Annotated in this window: 14 protein-coding genes; 10 read left to right on the top strand and 4 right to left on the bottom strand. The window is 71.0% G+C overall.

Annotated elements, in window-relative coordinates; all coding sequences use genetic code 11:
• Positions 1 to 1,146 carry an FAD-dependent monooxygenase gene (locus BLW84_RS39015; RefSeq protein WP_245761690.1) on the bottom strand — a complete coding sequence of 382 codons (1,146 nt, stop codon included), beginning with the start codon at positions 1,144 to 1,146 and terminating at the stop codon, positions 1 to 3.
• Positions 1,147 to 1,285: 139 nt separating this feature from the next.
• On the opposite strand from BLW84_RS39015, the gene BLW84_RS39010 reads away from it, so the two are divergent.
• Both BLW84_RS39010 and BLW84_RS39005 read left to right on the top strand, forming a co-directional pair.
• On the top strand, positions 1,286 to 2,695 hold the full coding sequence (locus tag BLW84_RS39010) for a M20 family metallopeptidase (RefSeq protein WP_342743218.1): 1,410 nt from the start codon (positions 1,286 to 1,288) through the stop codon (positions 2,693 to 2,695).
• Between the two features lie 105 nt (positions 2,696 to 2,800).
• Positions 2,801 to 4,075 carry an MFS transporter gene (locus tag BLW84_RS39005; RefSeq protein WP_093276393.1) on the top strand — a complete coding sequence of 425 codons (1,275 nt, stop codon included), beginning with the start codon at positions 2,801 to 2,803 and terminating at the stop codon, positions 4,073 to 4,075.
• Between the two features lie 354 nt (positions 4,076 to 4,429).
• On the opposite strand, the gene BLW84_RS39000 is transcribed toward BLW84_RS39005, so the two are convergent.
• A complete protein-coding gene (locus tag BLW84_RS39000; RefSeq protein ID WP_143061261.1) occupies positions 4,430 to 5,323 on the bottom strand; it encodes a MurR/RpiR family transcriptional regulator in 894 nt (297 codons plus the stop codon).
• 34 nt (positions 5,324 to 5,357) lie between these two features.
• Between BLW84_RS39000 and BLW84_RS38995 the strand changes: the two genes are divergently transcribed.
• The 7 genes from BLW84_RS38995 to BLW84_RS38965 all read left to right on the top strand — a co-directional run bounded on the left by BLW84_RS38995 (position 5,358) and on the right by BLW84_RS38965 (position 13,407).
• Positions 5,358 to 5,750, top strand: a complete 393-nt coding sequence (locus tag BLW84_RS38995; RefSeq protein ID WP_093276388.1) for a C45 family peptidase — start codon at positions 5,358 to 5,360, stop codon at positions 5,748 to 5,750.
• Positions 5,750 to 7,345 carry an ABC transporter substrate-binding protein gene (locus BLW84_RS38990; RefSeq protein WP_093276385.1) on the top strand — a complete coding sequence of 532 codons (1,596 nt, stop codon included), beginning with the start codon at positions 5,750 to 5,752 and terminating at the stop codon, positions 7,343 to 7,345. Before BLW84_RS38995 ends, BLW84_RS38990 begins: the two co-directional genes overlap by 1 nt.
• Entirely contained in the window at positions 7,342 to 8,316 is a 975-nt protein-coding gene (locus tag BLW84_RS38985; RefSeq protein ID WP_218157644.1) for an ABC transporter permease, read from the top strand. Before BLW84_RS38990 ends, BLW84_RS38985 begins: the two co-directional genes overlap by 4 nt.
• Positions 8,313 to 9,176 (top strand): ABC transporter permease, encoded by an 864-nt coding sequence (locus BLW84_RS38980; RefSeq protein ID WP_093276383.1) that lies wholly within the window; start codon positions 8,313 to 8,315, stop codon positions 9,174 to 9,176. The genes BLW84_RS38985 and BLW84_RS38980 overlap by 4 nt, the downstream gene beginning before the upstream one ends.
• Positions 9,177 to 9,312: 136 nt before the next feature.
• Entirely contained in the window at positions 9,313 to 10,101 is a 789-nt protein-coding gene (locus BLW84_RS38975) for an ABC transporter ATP-binding protein (protein ID WP_093276380.1), read from the top strand.
• The gene (locus BLW84_RS38970; protein WP_093276377.1) at positions 10,098 to 10,907 is read left to right on the top strand and encodes an ABC transporter ATP-binding protein; all 810 of its coding nucleotides are present in this window, start codon (positions 10,098 to 10,100) and stop codon (positions 10,905 to 10,907) included. The genes BLW84_RS38975 and BLW84_RS38970 overlap by 4 nt, the downstream gene beginning before the upstream one ends.
• A gap of 190 nt (positions 10,908 to 11,097) precedes the next feature.
• Complete coding sequence (locus BLW84_RS38965; RefSeq protein ID WP_093276445.1) at positions 11,098 to 13,407, top strand: ATP-binding cassette domain-containing protein; 2,310 nt, start codon at positions 11,098 to 11,100, stop codon at positions 13,405 to 13,407.
• A 475-nt stretch (positions 13,408 to 13,882) separates the two neighbouring features.
• Here the strand turns inward: BLW84_RS38965 and BLW84_RS38960 are convergent, their stop codons facing one another.
• Positions 13,883 to 14,455 (bottom strand): DUF8189 domain-containing protein, encoded by a 573-nt coding sequence (locus tag BLW84_RS38960; RefSeq protein ID WP_483880107.1) that lies wholly within the window; start codon positions 14,453 to 14,455, stop codon positions 13,883 to 13,885.
• 342 nt (positions 14,456 to 14,797) lie between these two features.
• Between BLW84_RS38960 and BLW84_RS38955 the strand changes: the two genes are divergently transcribed.
• Positions 14,798 to 15,442 carry a dihydrofolate reductase family protein gene (locus BLW84_RS38955; RefSeq protein ID WP_093276372.1) on the top strand — a complete coding sequence of 215 codons (645 nt, stop codon included), beginning with the start codon at positions 14,798 to 14,800 and terminating at the stop codon, positions 15,440 to 15,442.
• 55 nt (positions 15,443 to 15,497) lie between these two features.
• Here BLW84_RS38955 and BLW84_RS38950 read toward each other — a convergent pair whose 3' ends face one another.
• Positions 15,498 to 16,820 (bottom strand): MFS transporter, encoded by a 1,323-nt coding sequence (locus BLW84_RS38950; RefSeq protein WP_093276369.1) that lies wholly within the window; start codon positions 16,818 to 16,820, stop codon positions 15,498 to 15,500.
• Positions 16,821 to 16,822 lie beyond the last annotated feature (2 nt).

The raw sequence follows: 16,822 nt of genomic DNA, 5'->3' as shown, positions 1-16,822 counted from the left end.
TCAGCCGCCCAGCACCTCGATCCGCGGCGGGGTCCAGCCGCTGACCCGCATGAACGTCTTGATCGCCGCGCTGCTCGGGGCGAGCCGCGCGGCGGTGTCGCGCAGCGCGACCGCGACCGGATTCGCCAGGAACGGGCCGAAACGCCCGGCCCAGTACGAGGCCCGCGCGATCTGCTGGGTGCGGGGACGGCGCTCGGCGTCGTAGTGCGTCAGGGCCTCGGCCACGTCGTCGAACCGCGCGCAGGCGGCGACCAGCACGACGGCGTCTTCGAGCGCCTGGCAGCCGCCTTGGCCGAGGTGCGGGGTCATGGCGTGCGCGGCGTCGCCGAGCAGCGCCACGTTCCCGTTCGCGTACGACCGCAGCCGGCCGCCCAGGTGCCGGATGTCGTTGCGCAGCACCGCTTCCGCCGGGGTGGCGTCGATCAGCTCCGGGATCGGCGGGTGCCAGGACTCGAACTGCGCCCGGAGGAACGCTCGCTCATCGGGGTTGCGGGCACCTTCCGGTGCTGGCATCGCGACGTACCAGTACATCCGGCCGTCCACCAACGGCACGATGCCGAACTCCCGGCCCCTCCCCCAGCTCACACCGATCTCGGTCAGGTCCCGGCGCTCGCAGATGGCGCGCCACGCGGCGAAGCCGGTGTAGCGGGGGCGCGGCGCGTCCGGCCAGTACTGCGCGCGGACCTGGCTGTTGATGCCGTCGGCACCGACGACGAGATCGGCGGGCGGCAGGTCGAGGCCCGGCACCGCACCGTCCCGGCCGACTGCGGTCACTCGGGCCCCGGTGTGCAGGCAGTCCGCGGGGAGCTCGTCCAGCAGCATCCGGTGCAGCTGGGCTCGGTGCACGCCCAGCATCGGCCTGCCGAGCTCCCGCTCGATCTCCGCGCCGTCCAGCCTGCTGAGCCACCGGCCGTCGCTGGAGCGCATCCCGGCGGACTCCTGCGGCTTCCCCAGCTCCCGGACCCGCTCGCCGAACCCGAGCGCCTCCAATGCGCGCAATGCGTTGGGCCACAGCGTGATTCCCGCCCCGATCGCGCCGATCTCGGCGGCCTGCTCGACCACCACCACCCGCCAGCCGGTCCGGTGCAGGCCGACGGCCGCAGCCAGCCCGCCGATCCCGGCACCGATCACAGTCGCGCTTCGCACCACCTCACGCTACGCCACGCCCGGCGCGGCCGTTGCCGATCCGGCAACGCTGCCTTGTCTTTTTGCTGCTGGTCATGCGGCGTTCCGCGTGGTTGAGTCTTGCGAATCCAGGGCGCGCATCCGGCGCGGAAAACCCTTGGTGCGCAAGCGAATGCGGGAGGACATCGCGGTGAGCCGGGAAGTGGCGGTCGAACGGGCGACGCAGTACTACGACTCCGGCGCGTTCCGCTCGGACCTCGCGCGGCGGGTCGCTTTCCACACCGAGAGCCAGGACCCGCAGCGCGCCGACGTGCTGCGGCAGTACCTCGCCGACGAGATCGCGCCCGCCGTCGAACGGCTCGGCTGCACCGCGCGCATCGTCGACAACCCGGTGCCCGGCGGCGGTCCGTTCCTGATCGCCCACCGGCACGAGGACGACGCCCTGCCCACGCTGCTCACCTACGGTCACGGCGACGTCGTGCTGGGGCACGACGCGCAGTGGCGCGACGGGCTGGACCCGTGGCGGATCACGGTCGAGGGCGACCGCTGGTACGGCCGCGGCACCGCCGACAACAAGGGCCAGCACACCATCAACCTCGCCGCGCTGGAGCAGGTGCTCGAAGCACGCGGCGGCAGGCTCGGCTTCAACCTCAAGATCCTGCTCGACATGGGCGAGGAGACCGGATCGCCGGGTCTGAGCGAGGTCTGCGCGGACCTCGCCGACGATCTCGCCGCCGACCTGCTCATCGCCTCGGACGGCTGCCGGCTCTCGGCGCAGCGGCCGACGCTGTTCCTCGGTTCGCGCGGCGCCGTCAACTTCTCGCTGCGCGCGAACCTGCGCGACAGCGCCTACCACTCCGGCAACTGGGGCGGCTTGCTGAGCAACCCCGCCAGCATCCTGGCCAACGCGCTGGCCAGCATGATCGCCCCCCGGGGGGCCGTGCGGGTGGAGGGCCTGCGGCCCGCACCGATCCCGGCATCGGTGCGGGCCGCGTTGGCCGACATCACGGTCGACGGCGGCCCGGGCTCCCCCGCGATCGACGCCGACTGGGGCGAGCCGGGGCTGACGCCGAGCGAACGTGTATTCGGCTGGAACACCCTGGAGGTGCTGGCGTTCACCGCGGGCACCCCGCAGGCGCCGGTCAACGCCATCCCCGGCACCGCCGAGGCGCACTGCCAGCTCCGGTTCGTCGTCGGCACCGACTGGCAGGACGTCGAGCGGATCGTGCGCGCGCACCTCGACGACCACGGTTTCCCGATGATCGACGTGGAGGTCACCAGCAGCGTCGCCGCCACCCGGCTGGACCCGGAGGACGAATGGGTCCGCTGGGCGCTGGAGTCGCTGCGGCGCACCACCGACGTCAAGCCGGCGCTGTTGCCGAACCTGGGCGGCACCCTGCCCAACGATGCCTTCGCCGACGTGCTCGGGCTGCCCACGATCTGGGTCCCGCACTCCTATCCCGCCTGCGCGCAACACGCGCCGAACGAGCACCTGCTGGGCACCGTCGCACGCGAGTCGCTGGCGATCATGGCCGGCCTGTTCTGGGACCTCGGCGACCTCCGCCACTGATCCCCCGCGGCTGCGGCGATTTCGCGCGAAATCGCCCATCGCCCCGCACGGATATCGCCGATTTCACGCGAAATCGCGCTCCTGCCTGAAGACCTGGAGACCGTGATGGCCACTTCTACCGCGGCGGCGACGTCGCACAAACCGTTCCGGGTGATCGCGGCCGCCTCGATCGGCAACGCCCTCGAGTGGTACGACATCGCGGTCTACGCGATCTTCGCGACGGTCCTGTCGAAGGTGTTCTTCCCGGCGCAGGACGAGACGGTGTCGCTGCTGCTGACGCTGGGCACCTTCGGCGTCTCGTTCCTGATCCGGCCGATCGGCGCGGTGGTGCTCGGCGCCTACGCCGACCGCGCCGGGCGCAAGGCGTCGCTGACGCTGTCGATCCGGCTGATGGTGCTGGGCACCGCGATCATCTGCCTGATGCCCTCGTACGAGACGGTCGGCCTGGTCGCGCCGATCGGCATCCTGCTGGCACGGCTGATCCAGGGCTTCTCGGCGGGCGGCGAGTTCGGCAGCGCCACCGCCTTCATGGTCGAGCACATGCCGGGCCGGCGCGGATTCGTGGCCAGCTGGCAGTTCGCCAGCCAGGGCCTGAGCACGCTGGTGTCGGCCGGGATGGGCGTGCTGCTGACCACCACGCTGAGCCCGGAGCAGCTGGAGTCGTGGGGCTGGCGGATCCCGTTCGCGGTCGGCCTGCTGGTCGGCCCGGTGGGCTACTACATCCGGCGGTTCGTCGACGAGGCACCGGAATTCACCGCGACGCAGACCGCCGAGCCGCACTCGCCGGTGCGCACCGTGTTGCGCACCCAGAAGGCCCGGATCCTGCTGGTGGTCGGCGCGCTGCTGGTCTCCACGGTGCTCAACTACACGATCACCTACATGCCGACATACGCGATCAAGCAGCTCGGCCTGCCCGCGTCGACCAGCTTCGCGGCCACCCTGGCCACCGGCATCGTGCTGACCGTGGTGACACCGCTGGCCGGGCACCTGTCGGACAAGATCGGCCGGGTGAAGCTGATGGGCGTGTTCGCCGCGCTGATCCTGCTGCTGATCTACCCGATCTTCGCGACGCTGGTGGCGTTCCCCGGATTCGGCGTGATGGTCGGCATGATGCTGCTGATCGGGCTGCTGAAGGCCTGCTACTTCGGGGCGCTGCCGGCCCTGATGTCCGAGCTGTTCCCCACCGAGACCCGGGCGACCGGCATGTCCATCGGCTACAACATCGGGGTCAGCGTGTTCGGCGGGTTCACGCCGTTCATCAGCACGTGGCTGATCGGCCTCACCGGCACCAGCCTGGCCCCGAGCTTCTACCTGATGTTCGCGGCAGCAGCGAGCCTCCTCAGCCTGCTGGTGATCCGCCGCCGCCTCGGCCTCCGCTGACGCGCTTCGTGAGTGACCGTCGAGCCGTGCGTACTTTGTGTTGCCATAGCAGCTGTTTTGGATGTCGTGGGGTGACGTGTGGTAGCGCGAGGTTTGTCTTTGAAGCGGCGCAGCCGCTTAGCCCACGCTCGCAACTCGCACCGCCGCGGGTTCTCAGGTGTCTTCTCGCGAGGACAGCCCCGACGTGGTGAATTGGTCATTCATGATGTCGGGGATCCCACAGCGAGAAGGCGACCGTAATTCCCGCAGGGGGGCCGCCACCCGCACCGCCACGCAGAGCAAGTTCGGAAACAGCCTCTATAGCAGCACAAAGTACGCACGTCCCCATGCCCGCAGCCTCAGCCACTCGCGAGGTCATTTGCGCAGCAGGCGTTCTCGGAGGGACGTCAGGGTGTTCCGGGTTTCCACGGCTTGGGTTTCGTGGAGGGTCGCCACCCCGTGGACGAGGAGGTCCGTCAGGGTCAGCGCCGAGGTCGATTCCGCCGCGACCCGGCCCGCTCCGCCCGCCGCGTAGAGCGCCACGTCCAGTTGCGGGGCGAACTGCTTGGCCAGGCGGCGTTCCGAGATCAGGATCCGGCGCGCGCCGACCACCTGGGCGTGGTCGAGCAGCACCTCCAGCTCCGGCAGGGCGCGCCCCGGCAGGTAGATCACGACGACGTCGTCGCGGCCCAGCAGCAGCAGGTCGTCGGCGAGCCGGAAGCCGGTGCTGCCGACGAACCGGGCCCGCCGCCCGAGCCGGTTCAGCCGCAGCGCCAGGTGCCGCGCGCCGAGTTCCGAGCCGCCGACACCGAATGCCATCACCTCGCGCGCGTGGGACAGCAGGCTCACCGCCGTCCGCACGTCTTCGAGCTTCAGCGCGGCCAGGGTGTTCTCCAGCTCATCGCGGGCCTCGGTGAACACCGTGGCCATCGCCCGCTCCAGGTCCGGGCCGATGCTGGCCAGCCGCTGCTCCAGGCGGGTCGCCGGCGCCACCGTGGTCACCAGCGCCCGCCCGGCTTCGCGCTTGAGCTCCGGCAGCCCGCTGTAGCCGAGCTTGCGCGCGGTGCGGACCACCGTCGCGTCGCTGGTGCCGGTGTGCTGGCCGAGTTCTTCGGCGGTGGCGAAGACCAGCTGTTCCTGCGGCATGTTCAGCAGGTAGCGCGCCACCTTCTGCTCCGCGCGGGACAGCCCGTCGAGGCGCTCCTGCACCCTCGCGCGGAGGTCGTCGACACCCGCCTCGCTGCTGACGCACCGCGACGACTTCGCCATCGACGTCGAGACGACGCCCAAGGCGCACGGCTGGGTGTACCCCGAGGACGGGATCCTGGTGCACGGCAACCACTACCAGGCCTTCATCCCGCCGCAGCTGGCCGCCGACTACCGGCCCCGGCCGGTGGACTCCCTGTACCGCGTGCCCCGCATCCGCACCGGGCTGCGCCAGGCGCGCACCGCGTCCGGCGGCGATGCCGGGCGCAAGGCGATCAAGGACGCCTTCTCCGATCACTTCGGCTACCCGGAATCGGTGTGCACCCACCCCGACGAGCGCACCGACGAGATCCGCCAGTGGTCGACCGTGCTGCACAACTGCATCGACCTCACCGCGGGCGAGTACTACGTGGCCGCGGGCAACCCGTGCACCGAGGAGTACCAGCTGCTGCCGTGGAACCTCTACGACGGACCGGGCGGTGACGGCTGATGCGAAGATGCCTCGCCTTGCTCTCCGTCGGGTTGCTGGCCGGCTGCGGCAGTTCCGCGCAGCTCGGCGCGGTCCAGCTGGTGCCGAACACGCCGCCGGCGGTCGCGCCGGCCGGCGATATCACCTGGTTCCTGGACTCCGAGCCGCTCACCCTCGACACCGACTACCACGGCGCCACCACCGAGGACACCGTGGTGGCCAACCTCTGCGACCGCCTCTACCAGCTGCAACCGGACCTCACCGTCCGCCCGTGGCTGGTCGAGGAACCGGCGATGCCGGACCCGACGACGTTCGTCTACCGGGTCCGCGACGGGGTCCGGTTCCACGACGGCAGCGCGGTCACCGCCGAGGACGTCGCGTTCAGCCTGCGGCGGCACGCCGAGGACGGCAACGACGAATCCGACGAGTTCGGCAACGTCGAGTCCATCGACGTCACCGGCCCGATGGAAGTGACCGTGCGGCTGGAAGAACCGGACGCGCAGTTCAAGTACCGGATGGCCGGCGACGCCGGGATCGTCCTCAACGCCGAGGTGGTGAACCGGCTCGGCCAGGACTTCGGCAGCCCCGGCCGGCCCGACGCGTGCAGCGGCCCGTACTACCTGGACCGCTGGGACGCCGGGGCGAGCCTGACCATCAAGCGGTTCCCGGACTACTGGAACCCCGAGCTCCGGCCGCTGACCGAGAGCATCCGGTTCGTCTGGGGCGACGAGTGGGCGGCGGTCAACAGCCTGCGGACCGGCGCCGCCGACGGCGCCTACCTCGACGACCCGAGCATGGCGCCGGCGCTGAGCACCAGCCCGGAACTGTCCCTCCACTTCGGACTCACCACGTCGGCGTGGCAGCTCATCCCGACCGACCGCGGGCCGATGGCGGACGTCCGGCTGCGCACCGCGCTGTCGCTGTCGCTGGACCGCCAGGGCATGGCCGAGGCTGCGTTCCGCGGCGCCGCCGAACCGTGGAAGCTGCCGGTCGGCGCGGGCACGTTCGGCACCGGCAAGGAGCTGTTCGAGCAGGCCTACCAGCAGATCCGCGACGTCCCGATCCGCCCCGGCGAGCAGGACCTGGCGCGGGCCCGCGACCTGGTGCGGGAGGCGGGGCCGCCGGCGGAGCCGATCGTGGTGGCCAACGACGGCACCGCCGTGGGCAACGTGCTGGCCAACGGCGTCCGCGACGCCGGGCTGAAGCTGGGGCTGCCGGTGGAGATCCGCACCGTGCCGCCCGCCCAGTTCTCGGAGCTGTTCGCCTCGCCGGAGGCGCGGGCCGGCGTCGACCTGATCGTCAACGACTGGTACCTGTCCAAGCCCGACGGGCTGGGCATGTACGACAACGTGCTGCCCGACAGCGTCAACAACTACCTGGACTTCCGCGACGAGCAGTACGAGAGCACCTTCGCCTCGGCCGCCGCCACCTACGATGACCTGCAGCGCGCCCGGCAGGTCATCCGGCTGCAGGACGAGTACCTCGGACACATGCTGTCCATCCCGCTGGTGATGGCCCCGACGACGCTGGCGATGAGCAACCGGCTCACCGGCGCGCCGGTCTCCAGCGCCTACCTGACCTATCCGTGGGCGGCCGATCTCGGGAGGCGGTCTTGATCGCGCTGATGCGTTGGCTCGGCCAGGTGGTGATCACGCTGCTGGTCGCGTCGTTCCTGATCTTCGCCGCGATGTACCTGGCGCCCGGTGACCCGGCGACGGTGCTGGCCGGCGGCGCGGAGAACGCCAGCGAGGAGACGCTGGCCGCGATCCGCGCGGAATACCACCTGGACCAGCCGTTCCTGGTGCAGTACGTGCTGTGGCTCGGCGGCGTCGTGCGCGGCGACCTCGGCCGGTCGTTCGTCTACGGGCAGGACGTCGGCTTCCTGATCGCCACCCGGCTGGAGACCACGGTGTGGCTGGCGCTGTACGCGGCGGTGCTGACCATCGCGATCGGCGTGCTGCTCGGCTCGCTGTCGGCGGTGCGCCGCGGGCCGCTGGACTCGGTGGTGTCGGCGACGACGGCCATGCTGGCCGGGATCCCGCCGTTCGTCGCGGCCGTCGGGCTGATCGCCGCGTTCGGCGTCGGGCTGGCCTGGTTCCCGGTGACCGGCGCCGGCGAGGGCGTGCTCGGCAGGCTGCACCACCTGACGCTGCCGGCCGTCTCCTTGGCGGTGGTGTCGCTGGCGACCATCACCCGGGTCACCCGGCAGTCCATGGTGGACATCCTGGTGCAGGACCACGTCCGGGTCGCCCGCACCCGCGGCATCCCGGAGCGGCTGGTGATCGGCCGGCACGTGCTGCGCAACGCGGTCGGCCCGATCGCCACGATGGCGGGCATGATCACCGCGAGCCTGCTGGCGGGCACGGTGGTGGTGGAGTCCGTGTTCGGGCTCAGCGGCGTGGGATCGCTGCTGGTCAACGCCATCAACACGAAGGACTTCCCGGTCACGCAGGCGGTTCTGCTGTGCATGGTGCTGGCGTACGTGGTGACGACCGGGCTGACCGAGCTGGTGCAGCACGTCGCCGATCCGCGGCTGCGCCGGGCCCGGCGCGCGGGTGTCCCACGACAGGCAGGAGCGGCGGCATGACACTGTCCGGATCACTCGTCGCCGACGCCGCGGTCGCGTCCGGGCGACGGCGCAACGGCCCGCTGTTCTGGGGCGCCGCGGGCGTTCTCGCGGTCCTCGGGCTGGCCGCGCTGGCCGCGCCGCTGATCGCGCCCTACGACCCGACGGCCACCGATTTCGACTCGATCCTCGCCCCGCCGGGCATCGAGCACCTGCTGGGCACCGACCAGCTCGGCCGCGACATCCTGTCCCGCATCCTGCATGGCGCCCGCACCAGCCTGATCGCGCCGCTGGGTGTCCTGGCCATCGCGCTGCTCCTCGGCCCGGTGCTGGGCGTCGTCGCGGCGTGGCGCGGCGGCTGGCTGGACGCGGTGGTCGCCCGCGCGACCGATGCGCTGATCGCCTTCCCCGGCCTGCTGTTCGCGGTGCTGACCATCGCGGTGCTCGGCACCGGTGTCGCGGCGTCGGTGCTGGCCCTGGGCCTGGCGTATTTCCCCGCCGTCGCCAAGATCACCCGCAGCGCCGCGCGGGCCGAGCGGCAGCGCCCGTACATCGAGGCCTACCGGGTGCAGGGCATGGGCGGCGCGGCGATCTGCCTGACCCGGTTGCTGCCCCGGGTGATGCCGATCGTGCTCGGCTACGCGGTGGTGCTCTTCGGCGATGTGCTGATGGCGCTGGCGAGCCTGAGCTACCTCGGCTTCGGCTCGCAGCCGCCGTCGTCGGACTGGGGCCTGATGGTCGCCGAGGGCCAGTTCGCGATGCTCGAAGGCGCGATGGCCCCGACGCTGGTGCCCGGCGCGATGATCGCGATCGCGGTGGTGGCGTTCAACATCGTCGGCGTGCGGATCGCCGACCGGCTCGGCAGGGTGGACCAGTCATGAGTAGCCCTGTGCCAACCCCAGCCCTCCTCAACCGCACCCCAGGGGACCGTGACGCAAACCAGCCACGAGAAACCACGCAACGGGAGATCGGGCTGAACGCAACCACCACTGTGAATCGCGGAGAGGCGGACCAGTCATGAGCCTGGCAGAACTCCGAGATCTGACCGTGGGTTTCCCCGGCAGGCCGATCCTGCGCGGCATCGACCTGCGCGTCGAGGCGGGCGAGGTGGTCGGGCTGGTCGGCGAGTCCGGTTCCGGCAAGTCCACCGCCGCGATGAGCATCGCCGGCGCGCTACCGGCTTCGGCCGCGGTATCCGGACAGATCACAGTGGACGGTCGGGACGTGCTGGGCATGTCCCCGGCGGAGCTGCGGGAGCTGCGGACCCGCAAGGTCGGCGTGGTGCAGCAGGAACCGCGGGCGGCGTTCAACCCGGTGCGCCCGGTCGGGCACTTCCTGACCGAGCAGCTGCGCACGAATCTCGGCTGGCCCCAACAGGATGCCGACGACCGGGTGGTGGGCCTGATGCGCGAGTGCGGGCTGCGGGAACCCCAGGCCATGCTCGCGCGGTATCCCCACGAGTTCTCCGGCGGCATGCTGCAGCGGCTGGTCATCGCCGCGGCCCTCGCGCCGGAGCCGGAGCTGCTGATCGCGGACGAGGCGACCAGCGCCCTGGACGTCACCACGCAGGCCGAGATCATCGGGATCCTGAGCCGGGCACGCGCCGATCGAGGGCTCGGGATCCTCTTCATCACGCACGACCTGCCGCTGGCGGCGGCGTTCTGCGATCGCGTGGTGGTCCTGCGCTCCGGCGAGGTGGTCGAGGAGCAGGGCGCGCGCGAGCTGTTCGCCGCGCCCAAATCCGCCTACGCCGCGGAGCTGCTCGCCGCTGTTCCGGTGCTGGACGAGGACGGAGTCGACGCATGACGCTCGAAGTGACCGGCCTGCGCAAGTCGTTCGGCCAGACCCGCGCGGTCCACGACGTGTCGCTGACCGTGCCCGATGGCGGTTCGCTAGGCCTGGTGGGCGAATCCGGTTCCGGCAAGAGCACGATCGCCCGCATCCTGGCCGGCCTGGAACGACCCGACGGCGGCGAGATCACCTTGGACGGCGCGCCGGTCGCCACCCGGCCGCGCACCGGCCGGGCGCGGCTGGCCAGGGCGAAGGCGATCCAGCTGGTGTTCCAGGACCCGTACCTCTCGCTCGACCCGGCGGTCCCCATCGGCCGCTGCCTCGACGCGGTGCTCCGCCTGCACGGCTGGTCGGATCGGGCCGCGCGGCAAGCCCGGGTCGGCGAGCTGCTCGACCAGGTCGGCCTGGACGCGGCGAAGAGGCATGCGCTGCCGCGGGAACTCAGCGGCGGCCAGCGGCAACGCGTGGCGATCGCGCGGGCCGTCGCGGTGCGGCCGAAGCTGCTGATCCTCGACGAAGCGGTGTCCGCGCTGGACGTTTCGGTGCAGGCGCAGATCCTGCGGCTGCTGGCCGAACTCCGGCGCGAGACCGGCACGGCCCAGCTGTTCATCAGCCACGACCTGGCCGTCGTCAACGAGGTCACCGACACGATCGCGGTGCTGCTGCGGGGCCGCCTCGTCGAAAGCGGCACCACCCGCGACGTCCTGCGCGCACCGGAGCATCCGTACGTGCAGCTGCTCAAGGATTCGGTGCCCCGGCCGGGCTGGAACCCGGCGGACATCGCCGCCCGCCGCGCCGAACTCCCGGAGCTGGCAGGCTGATTTCGCGGCGGTTGTCGGTCCCGGCCGGTATAAAGGATGGCCGGTGATCCGCGAGTCACCGATTCCGCAGATCAAATGCCGCGAGCGTGCCGGGGTGCCATGACGCCCCGGCACGCTCGCGGGCGCGCGGAATCGGTGTCGCGGGCATCCGGAACCAATGCCTTTCGCACGGTTGGAGAAGCAGCGCAGCATGAGCCCGGATCCGTCCGAACGCATCAACTCCGAAACCGCCGAGCCGCGGCGGGCCGCCGACAGCCACGACGTGATCGAAGTCCGCGGGGCGCGGGAGAACAACCTCCGCGACGTCTCGCTGGACATCCCCAAGCGGCGGCTCACGGTGTTCACCGGTGTCTCCGGTTCCGGCAAGTCCTCGCTGGTGTTCGGCACCATCGCGGCCGAGTCCCGGCGGCTGATCAACGAGACCTACACGGCGTTCATCCAGTCGTTCATGCCCAGCCTCGGCCGCCCGGACGTGGACTCGCTGCGCAACCTGAGCACCGCCATCGTCGTCGACCAGGAGCGGATGGGCGCCAATTCCCGCTCCACGGTCGGCACCGCCACCGACACGCACACGATGCTGCGCATCCTGTTCAGCCGCCTCGGCACCCCGCACGTCGGCACCGCGACGGCGTTCAGCTTCAACAGCCCCGAAGGCATGTGCCCGGAGTGCGAGGGGCTCGGGCACGTCTCGACGATCGACGTCGACGAGCTAGTCGACAAGGAGCGCTCGCTCAACGAAGGCGCGATCACCGTCCCCGGTTTCGCGGTGGACTCCTGGTACTGGCAGGTGATCGCCGGCTCCGGGCTGTTCGACCCCGACGTCAAGCTGCGGGACTTCACGCCCGAGCAGTGGGAGGACTTCCTCCACAAGCCGGCCACCAAGATCAAGCACGCCACCATCAACACCACCTACGAGGGCCTGCTGGTCAAGGTGCAGCGGGTCTACCTCGCCAAGGACCGCGAGGCGATGCAGCCGCACATCCGGGCGTTCGTGGACCGCGCGGTGGTGTTCGCCGACTGCCCGGCCTGCGGCGGCGCCCGGCTGAACCAGGCCGCGCTGGCGGCGAGGATCGACGGCCGCAACATCGCCGACTGCTCGGCGATGCAGATCAACGAGCTGGCCGAGTTCGTCCGCGGCATCACCGACGAATCGGTGGCACCGCTGCTGGAAACGCTGCGCGACACGCTGGATTCACTGGTCGAGATCGGCCTCGGCTACCTGAGCCTGGACCGCGAGTCCGGGACGCTCTCCGGCGGCGAGGCGCAGCGGGTGAAGATGGTTCGGCACCTCGGTTCGAGCCTCACCGACGTGACCTACGTCTTCGACGAGCCGACGGTGGGCCTGCACCCGCACGACATCCAGCGGATGAACGACCTGCTGATCCGGTTGCGCGACAAGGGGAACACGGTGCTCGTCGTGGAGCACAAGCCGGAGACGATCGAGATCGCCGACCACGTGGTGGATCTCGGGCCGGGCGCGGGCACCGCCGGCGGGCAGGTGTGCTTCACCGGCGACGTGGCGGGCCTGCGGCGCTCGGACACCCTGACGGGACGGCACCTGGACCACCGGGCCCGGCTGCGCGAGGCGGTCCGCAAGCCGACCGGCCACCTGTCGATCACCGGCGCCGACGCGCACAACCTGAAGAACGTCGACGTGGACATCCCGCTGGGCGTGCTGACCGTGGTCACCGGCGTCGCCGGATCGGGCAAGAGCTCGCTGATCCACGGCTCGCTGCCCCGCCGCGACGGCGTGGTCGTGGTGGACCAGGCCCCGATCCGCGGTTCGCGGCGCAGCAACCCGGCCACCTACACCGGCCTGCTCGACCCGATCCGCACGGCCTTCGCCAAGGCCAACGGCGTCAAGGCGAGCCTGTTCAGCGCGAACTCCGAGGGCGCCTGCCCGAACTGCAAGGGCATCGGGCTGGTCTACACGGACCTGGCGATGATGGCCGGCGTCGCGACGGTCTGCGAGAAGTGCGAGGGCAAGCGGTTCACCGCCGAGGTGCTGGCGCACAAGCTGCGCGGCAAGGACATCAGCGAGGTCCTGGGCATGTCGGTGGCGCAGGCCCACGAGTTCTTCACCGCGGGCTCGGCGCGCGCGATCCTGGGCCGGCTCGTGGACGTCGGCCTGGGCTACCTCCGCCTCGGCCAGCCGCTGACCACGCTGTCCGGCGGCGAGCGGCAGCGCCTGAAGCTCGCGATCCACATGGCGGAGAAGGCGTCGATCTACGTCCTCGACGAACCGACCACGGGCCTGCACCTGGCCGACGTGGACCAGCTGCTCGCGCTCCTGGACCGGCTGGTGGACGACGGCGGCACGGTGATCGCCATCGAGCACCACCAGGCGGTGATGGCGCACGCGGACCACCTGATCGACCTCGGTCCCGGCGCGGGCCACGACGGCGGCCGGATCGTCTTCACCGGCACCCCGGCCGATCTGGTCGCGACCGGCGACTCCCTGACGGCCCAGCACCTCCGCAAGTACGTCGGCGGCAACTAGAAGGGTCACCTGCACGCCCGGGCTGCTGGTCGCGCAAGCAGCCCGGGCGCGAAGGCAGGGGCGCGTGAAGCCGGATCACCACCCGCACCCTGCGGGGCCGGCCCACCGTCCATTTCGGAATCCCCCTTCGGACACCCGTGCCCGAAGGACCGGACCGAGTGTCCGTTGGGTCGGGCCGCAGGCAGTTTCAATTGAGCGTTTTTCATCCTGGTCGGCCCGCAGCCGCGGGTCGCAAAGCTGCACGTCGATGGGGTGCCGCATGCGCCGCAGGCGCATAGCCCACCTACGACACTTGCACCGCCGCGGGTTCTCAGAGGCTTCCTGGCGAGGACGGCCCTGACGCCGTGTATTGGACATACATAAGTCAGGGCACCCACAGACCAGGGAGCCTCTGAGGTTCCGCCACCCGCACCGCCACGCAAAACGAGGTTGGAAAAACCTCATTGAAACCGCTCACCGGACAGGTGAGGGTGGTTCAGTTGGCGAGGAAGACTCCGCCGAGGTTGTTCTCCCAGTTCTTCCACGGTTCGCTGGAGGGAGTGATCTGGTGGGCGCGCGCCATGCGGCCCGTCTTGTCGACCCCGTACACGACCAGCCTGCCCTGCGGATCCCGGGCCGCGGAGACCAGTTTGGCGATGCTACCGCCACGGTTGTTCCACTTGCTCCACGTCGCCCGCGCCGTTCCGGCCTGGTAGACGTCCTGCAAGTTGCCACTGGTGTTCACCGCGAACACCACCACCCCGCCCTTGGCACCTACGGTGGCCATCGGCCTACCCGTCAGCCGGCCGCCCAGGCTCTGCCAGCCCAGCCACACGTCCGACGCAGCACCCGTCTCGGCGTTGTGCTGCAACGATCCGTCCCCGCTCAACGCGAAGACGTGCAGCATGCCCTCAGCATCCATGGCCACAGCCGGGGGTCCGGCGATGGAGCCACCCAGGTCCTGCGGAGCGTTCCACTCGTCGGCGCCGAGCCTGGCCTGCGCGATCGTCCGCAACCGCCCATCCGGCCCGGGTGCGAAGATCCGCAGCTTCCCTGCGGAACGGCACACTATCGGGAAACGACTCGGGAGCCACACACCCCCACACGCCACGACGACGTCCGGTGACCGCTGCTCAGCGGCGACTCGGAGGTGGACTTCGAAGTAGCAACCGCCCGGCACATCGCGCGCCGAAGTGTCCACAGTGCCGGGGCGAATCTTCCGGCAGGATTCCGAGAACGCTCGGGCGGCAATTCCGGGTGGGCCCGTGCGGTCGCGGACGGCTGTGGTGGTCGAACCGCCGCCCGAACTCCCCGGTGTGTCCGGCGTCACCGGACGATCGGCCGGTGACGCCGATGAGTTCCGCCGGCGCGCGTGGTCTCCTCCAACAACAAGAGCGCAGGAGGAACACGCGTGACCCAGCTTTTGAGAGTCCAGAACTTCAACGTCTCGCTCGACGGATTCGGTGCCGGTGAGGGCCAGAGCCTCGAGAGGCCGTTCGGCCACGCCGACCCCGCGGCCATGTTCGGCTGGGGCGGCGCCACGGCCAGCTGGCCCACCCGCACCGATCCCGGCGGCAGCCGCGGGCTCGACGACTACTTCACCCGGGACTTCGCCCGCAACATCGGCGCCGAGATCATGGGTCGCGGCAAGTTCGGCCCGCAGCACGGCCCCTGGGAGTACCACGACTGGCTGGGCTGGTGGGGCGACGAACCCCCGTTCCACACGCCGGTCTTCGTGCTGACCCACCACGTGCGCCCGTCGTTCACGCTGTCCGACACCACGTTCCACTTCGTCGACGGCGATCCGGCGACGGTCCTCGAACAGGCGCGGGAAGCGGCGCAGGGCAAGGACGTCCGGCTCGGCGGCGGAGCCACCACCATCCGGCAGTTCCTCGATGCCGACCTCGTCGACACCATGCACGTGGCGGTCTCGCAGGTGGAGCTGGGATCCGGGTCGAAGCTCTGGGAGTCGCCCGACGAGCTGCGCGACCGGTTCCACCTGGACGTCGTGCCCAGCCCGAGCGGCGTGACCCACCACCTGTTCTGGCGGAAGTGACGCGAGCCGGGCCCGGTGGTGATCACCACCGGGCCCGGCTCGTCTCGACCGCGGATCAGGCGGTGACGGCCTGGCGGGGCTTGGCGAGGTCCCAGCGGTGGCGGGTGAGCACCACCGGCACGCCTTCGCCGCGGGCCTCCGCCGCGAACACCTCCGCCCGCGCCCGGCGCCACCAGACCACCGTCCGGAACGCGCCGAACAACAGCATCGCCACCAGCGCCAGCATCGCCACCCGGTACTCCGAGCCGCCCGGCATGTCCTGCGCCAGGTCCAGCACCAGGCCCACGAACAGCACGCCGAGCGCCGTCGCGGAGTGGCCGCCCGCGTTCGCCACGCCGGTCGCGGTGCCGACCCGGGACACCGGGTTGTAGTCCCGCACCAGGGCGAACGCCACCGCCGAAACCGGGCCGCCCAGGGCGAAGACCAGGAACGCCGTCGCGATCACCACCAGCGGCGGGCGGCCTTCCGGCCAGCCCAGCAGCACCACCCAGGACAGGGCGTTGAGCACCAGGTAGCCCAGCACGATCCACATCCGGCACTCCGGGCGGTGGCCGATCAGCGCGCCCACCACGGGCCCGCCGATGACCTGCCCGATGATCAGCAGGCTGAGCATCACGCTCGCCGTCGCCGCCGGCACGCCCAGCCCGTTGACCAGGTACGGGAAGCCCCACAGCAGGGTCAGCGCGCCCGAGACGAACATCGTGCAGAAGTGCGCCCAGAACGCCAGCCGCGTGCCCGGCACCGACCAGGCCTCGCGCACCTGCTGGAACACCGCACCGCCGCTGCGCGCCTGCGCACCGCCGAGCGAGGCGTCCCGCACGACCGTCGAGGTCACCGCCGCGTAGCCGAGCGTCAGCGCGCCCACCAGCAGGAACGTCGCCGTCCAGCCCATGTTCTGCAACGCCAGCGCGAGCGGGAACGTGGCCGCAACGCCACCCAGCGCCCCCAGCGCGCTGGACACCGTTGCCACCAGTGCGTAGCGGCGGGCGGAGAAGTGCGCCGCCACCAGCCGCAGGATGCTGACCCACATCAGCGCGTCGCCGAGGCCCAGCACAGCGCGGGCGAGCAGGCCCATCGAGTAGGAATCGGCGAGGCCGAAGAGCATCTGCCCCGTGCCCAACAACAGCACCGCGACGGTGATCACCTTCCGGGAACCGAAGCGGTCCACCAGCAATCCGGTGGGAATCTGCATGCCGGCGTAGATGCCGACCTGCAGGACCGTGAACGCGCTCAGCGCGGCCGGACCGACGTCGAACCGGTCGAGCGCCTGCGTTCCGGCAACCCCCAAGCTGCCCCTGTGAAATACCGCGGCGAGATAGGCGATCACCGCCGCGCTCCAGATCCACCATGCCCGACTCTCCGGTCGGTCGGCAGCCACGA

This window comes from Saccharopolyspora shandongensis (genome assembly GCF_900106995.1).
In the GTDB taxonomy this organism is placed as follows: Bacteria; Actinomycetota; Actinomycetes; order Mycobacteriales; family Pseudonocardiaceae; genus Saccharopolyspora; species Saccharopolyspora shandongensis.
Note: the sequence above shows the minus strand (reverse complement) of the source record. Positions and strands in the feature narration are given on the sequence as shown.

Bases quoted from the DNA above. Each gene is read 5' to 3' on its own strand.
- BLW84_RS39005 (WP_093276393.1), top strand. From the start codon at position 2,801: ATGGCCACTTCTACCGCGGCGGCGACGTCGCACAAACCGTTCCGGGTG.
- BLW84_RS38965 (WP_093276445.1), top strand. From the start codon at position 11,098: ATGAGCCCGGATCCGTCCGAACGCATCAACTCCGAAACCGCCGAGCCG.
- BLW84_RS38980 (WP_093276383.1), top strand. From the start codon at position 8,313: ATGACACTGTCCGGATCACTCGTCGCCGACGCCGCGGTCGCGTCCGGG.
- BLW84_RS39000 (WP_143061261.1), bottom strand. From the start codon at position 5,323: ATGGCGAAGTCGTCGCGGTGCGTCAGCAGCGAGGCGGGTGTCGACGAC.
- BLW84_RS38975 (WP_093276380.1), top strand. From the start codon at position 9,313: ATGAGCCTGGCAGAACTCCGAGATCTGACCGTGGGTTTCCCCGGCAGG.
- BLW84_RS38990 (WP_093276385.1), top strand. From the start codon at position 5,750: ATGCGAAGATGCCTCGCCTTGCTCTCCGTCGGGTTGCTGGCCGGCTGC.
- BLW84_RS38970 (WP_093276377.1), top strand. From the start codon at position 10,098: ATGACGCTCGAAGTGACCGGCCTGCGCAAGTCGTTCGGCCAGACCCGC.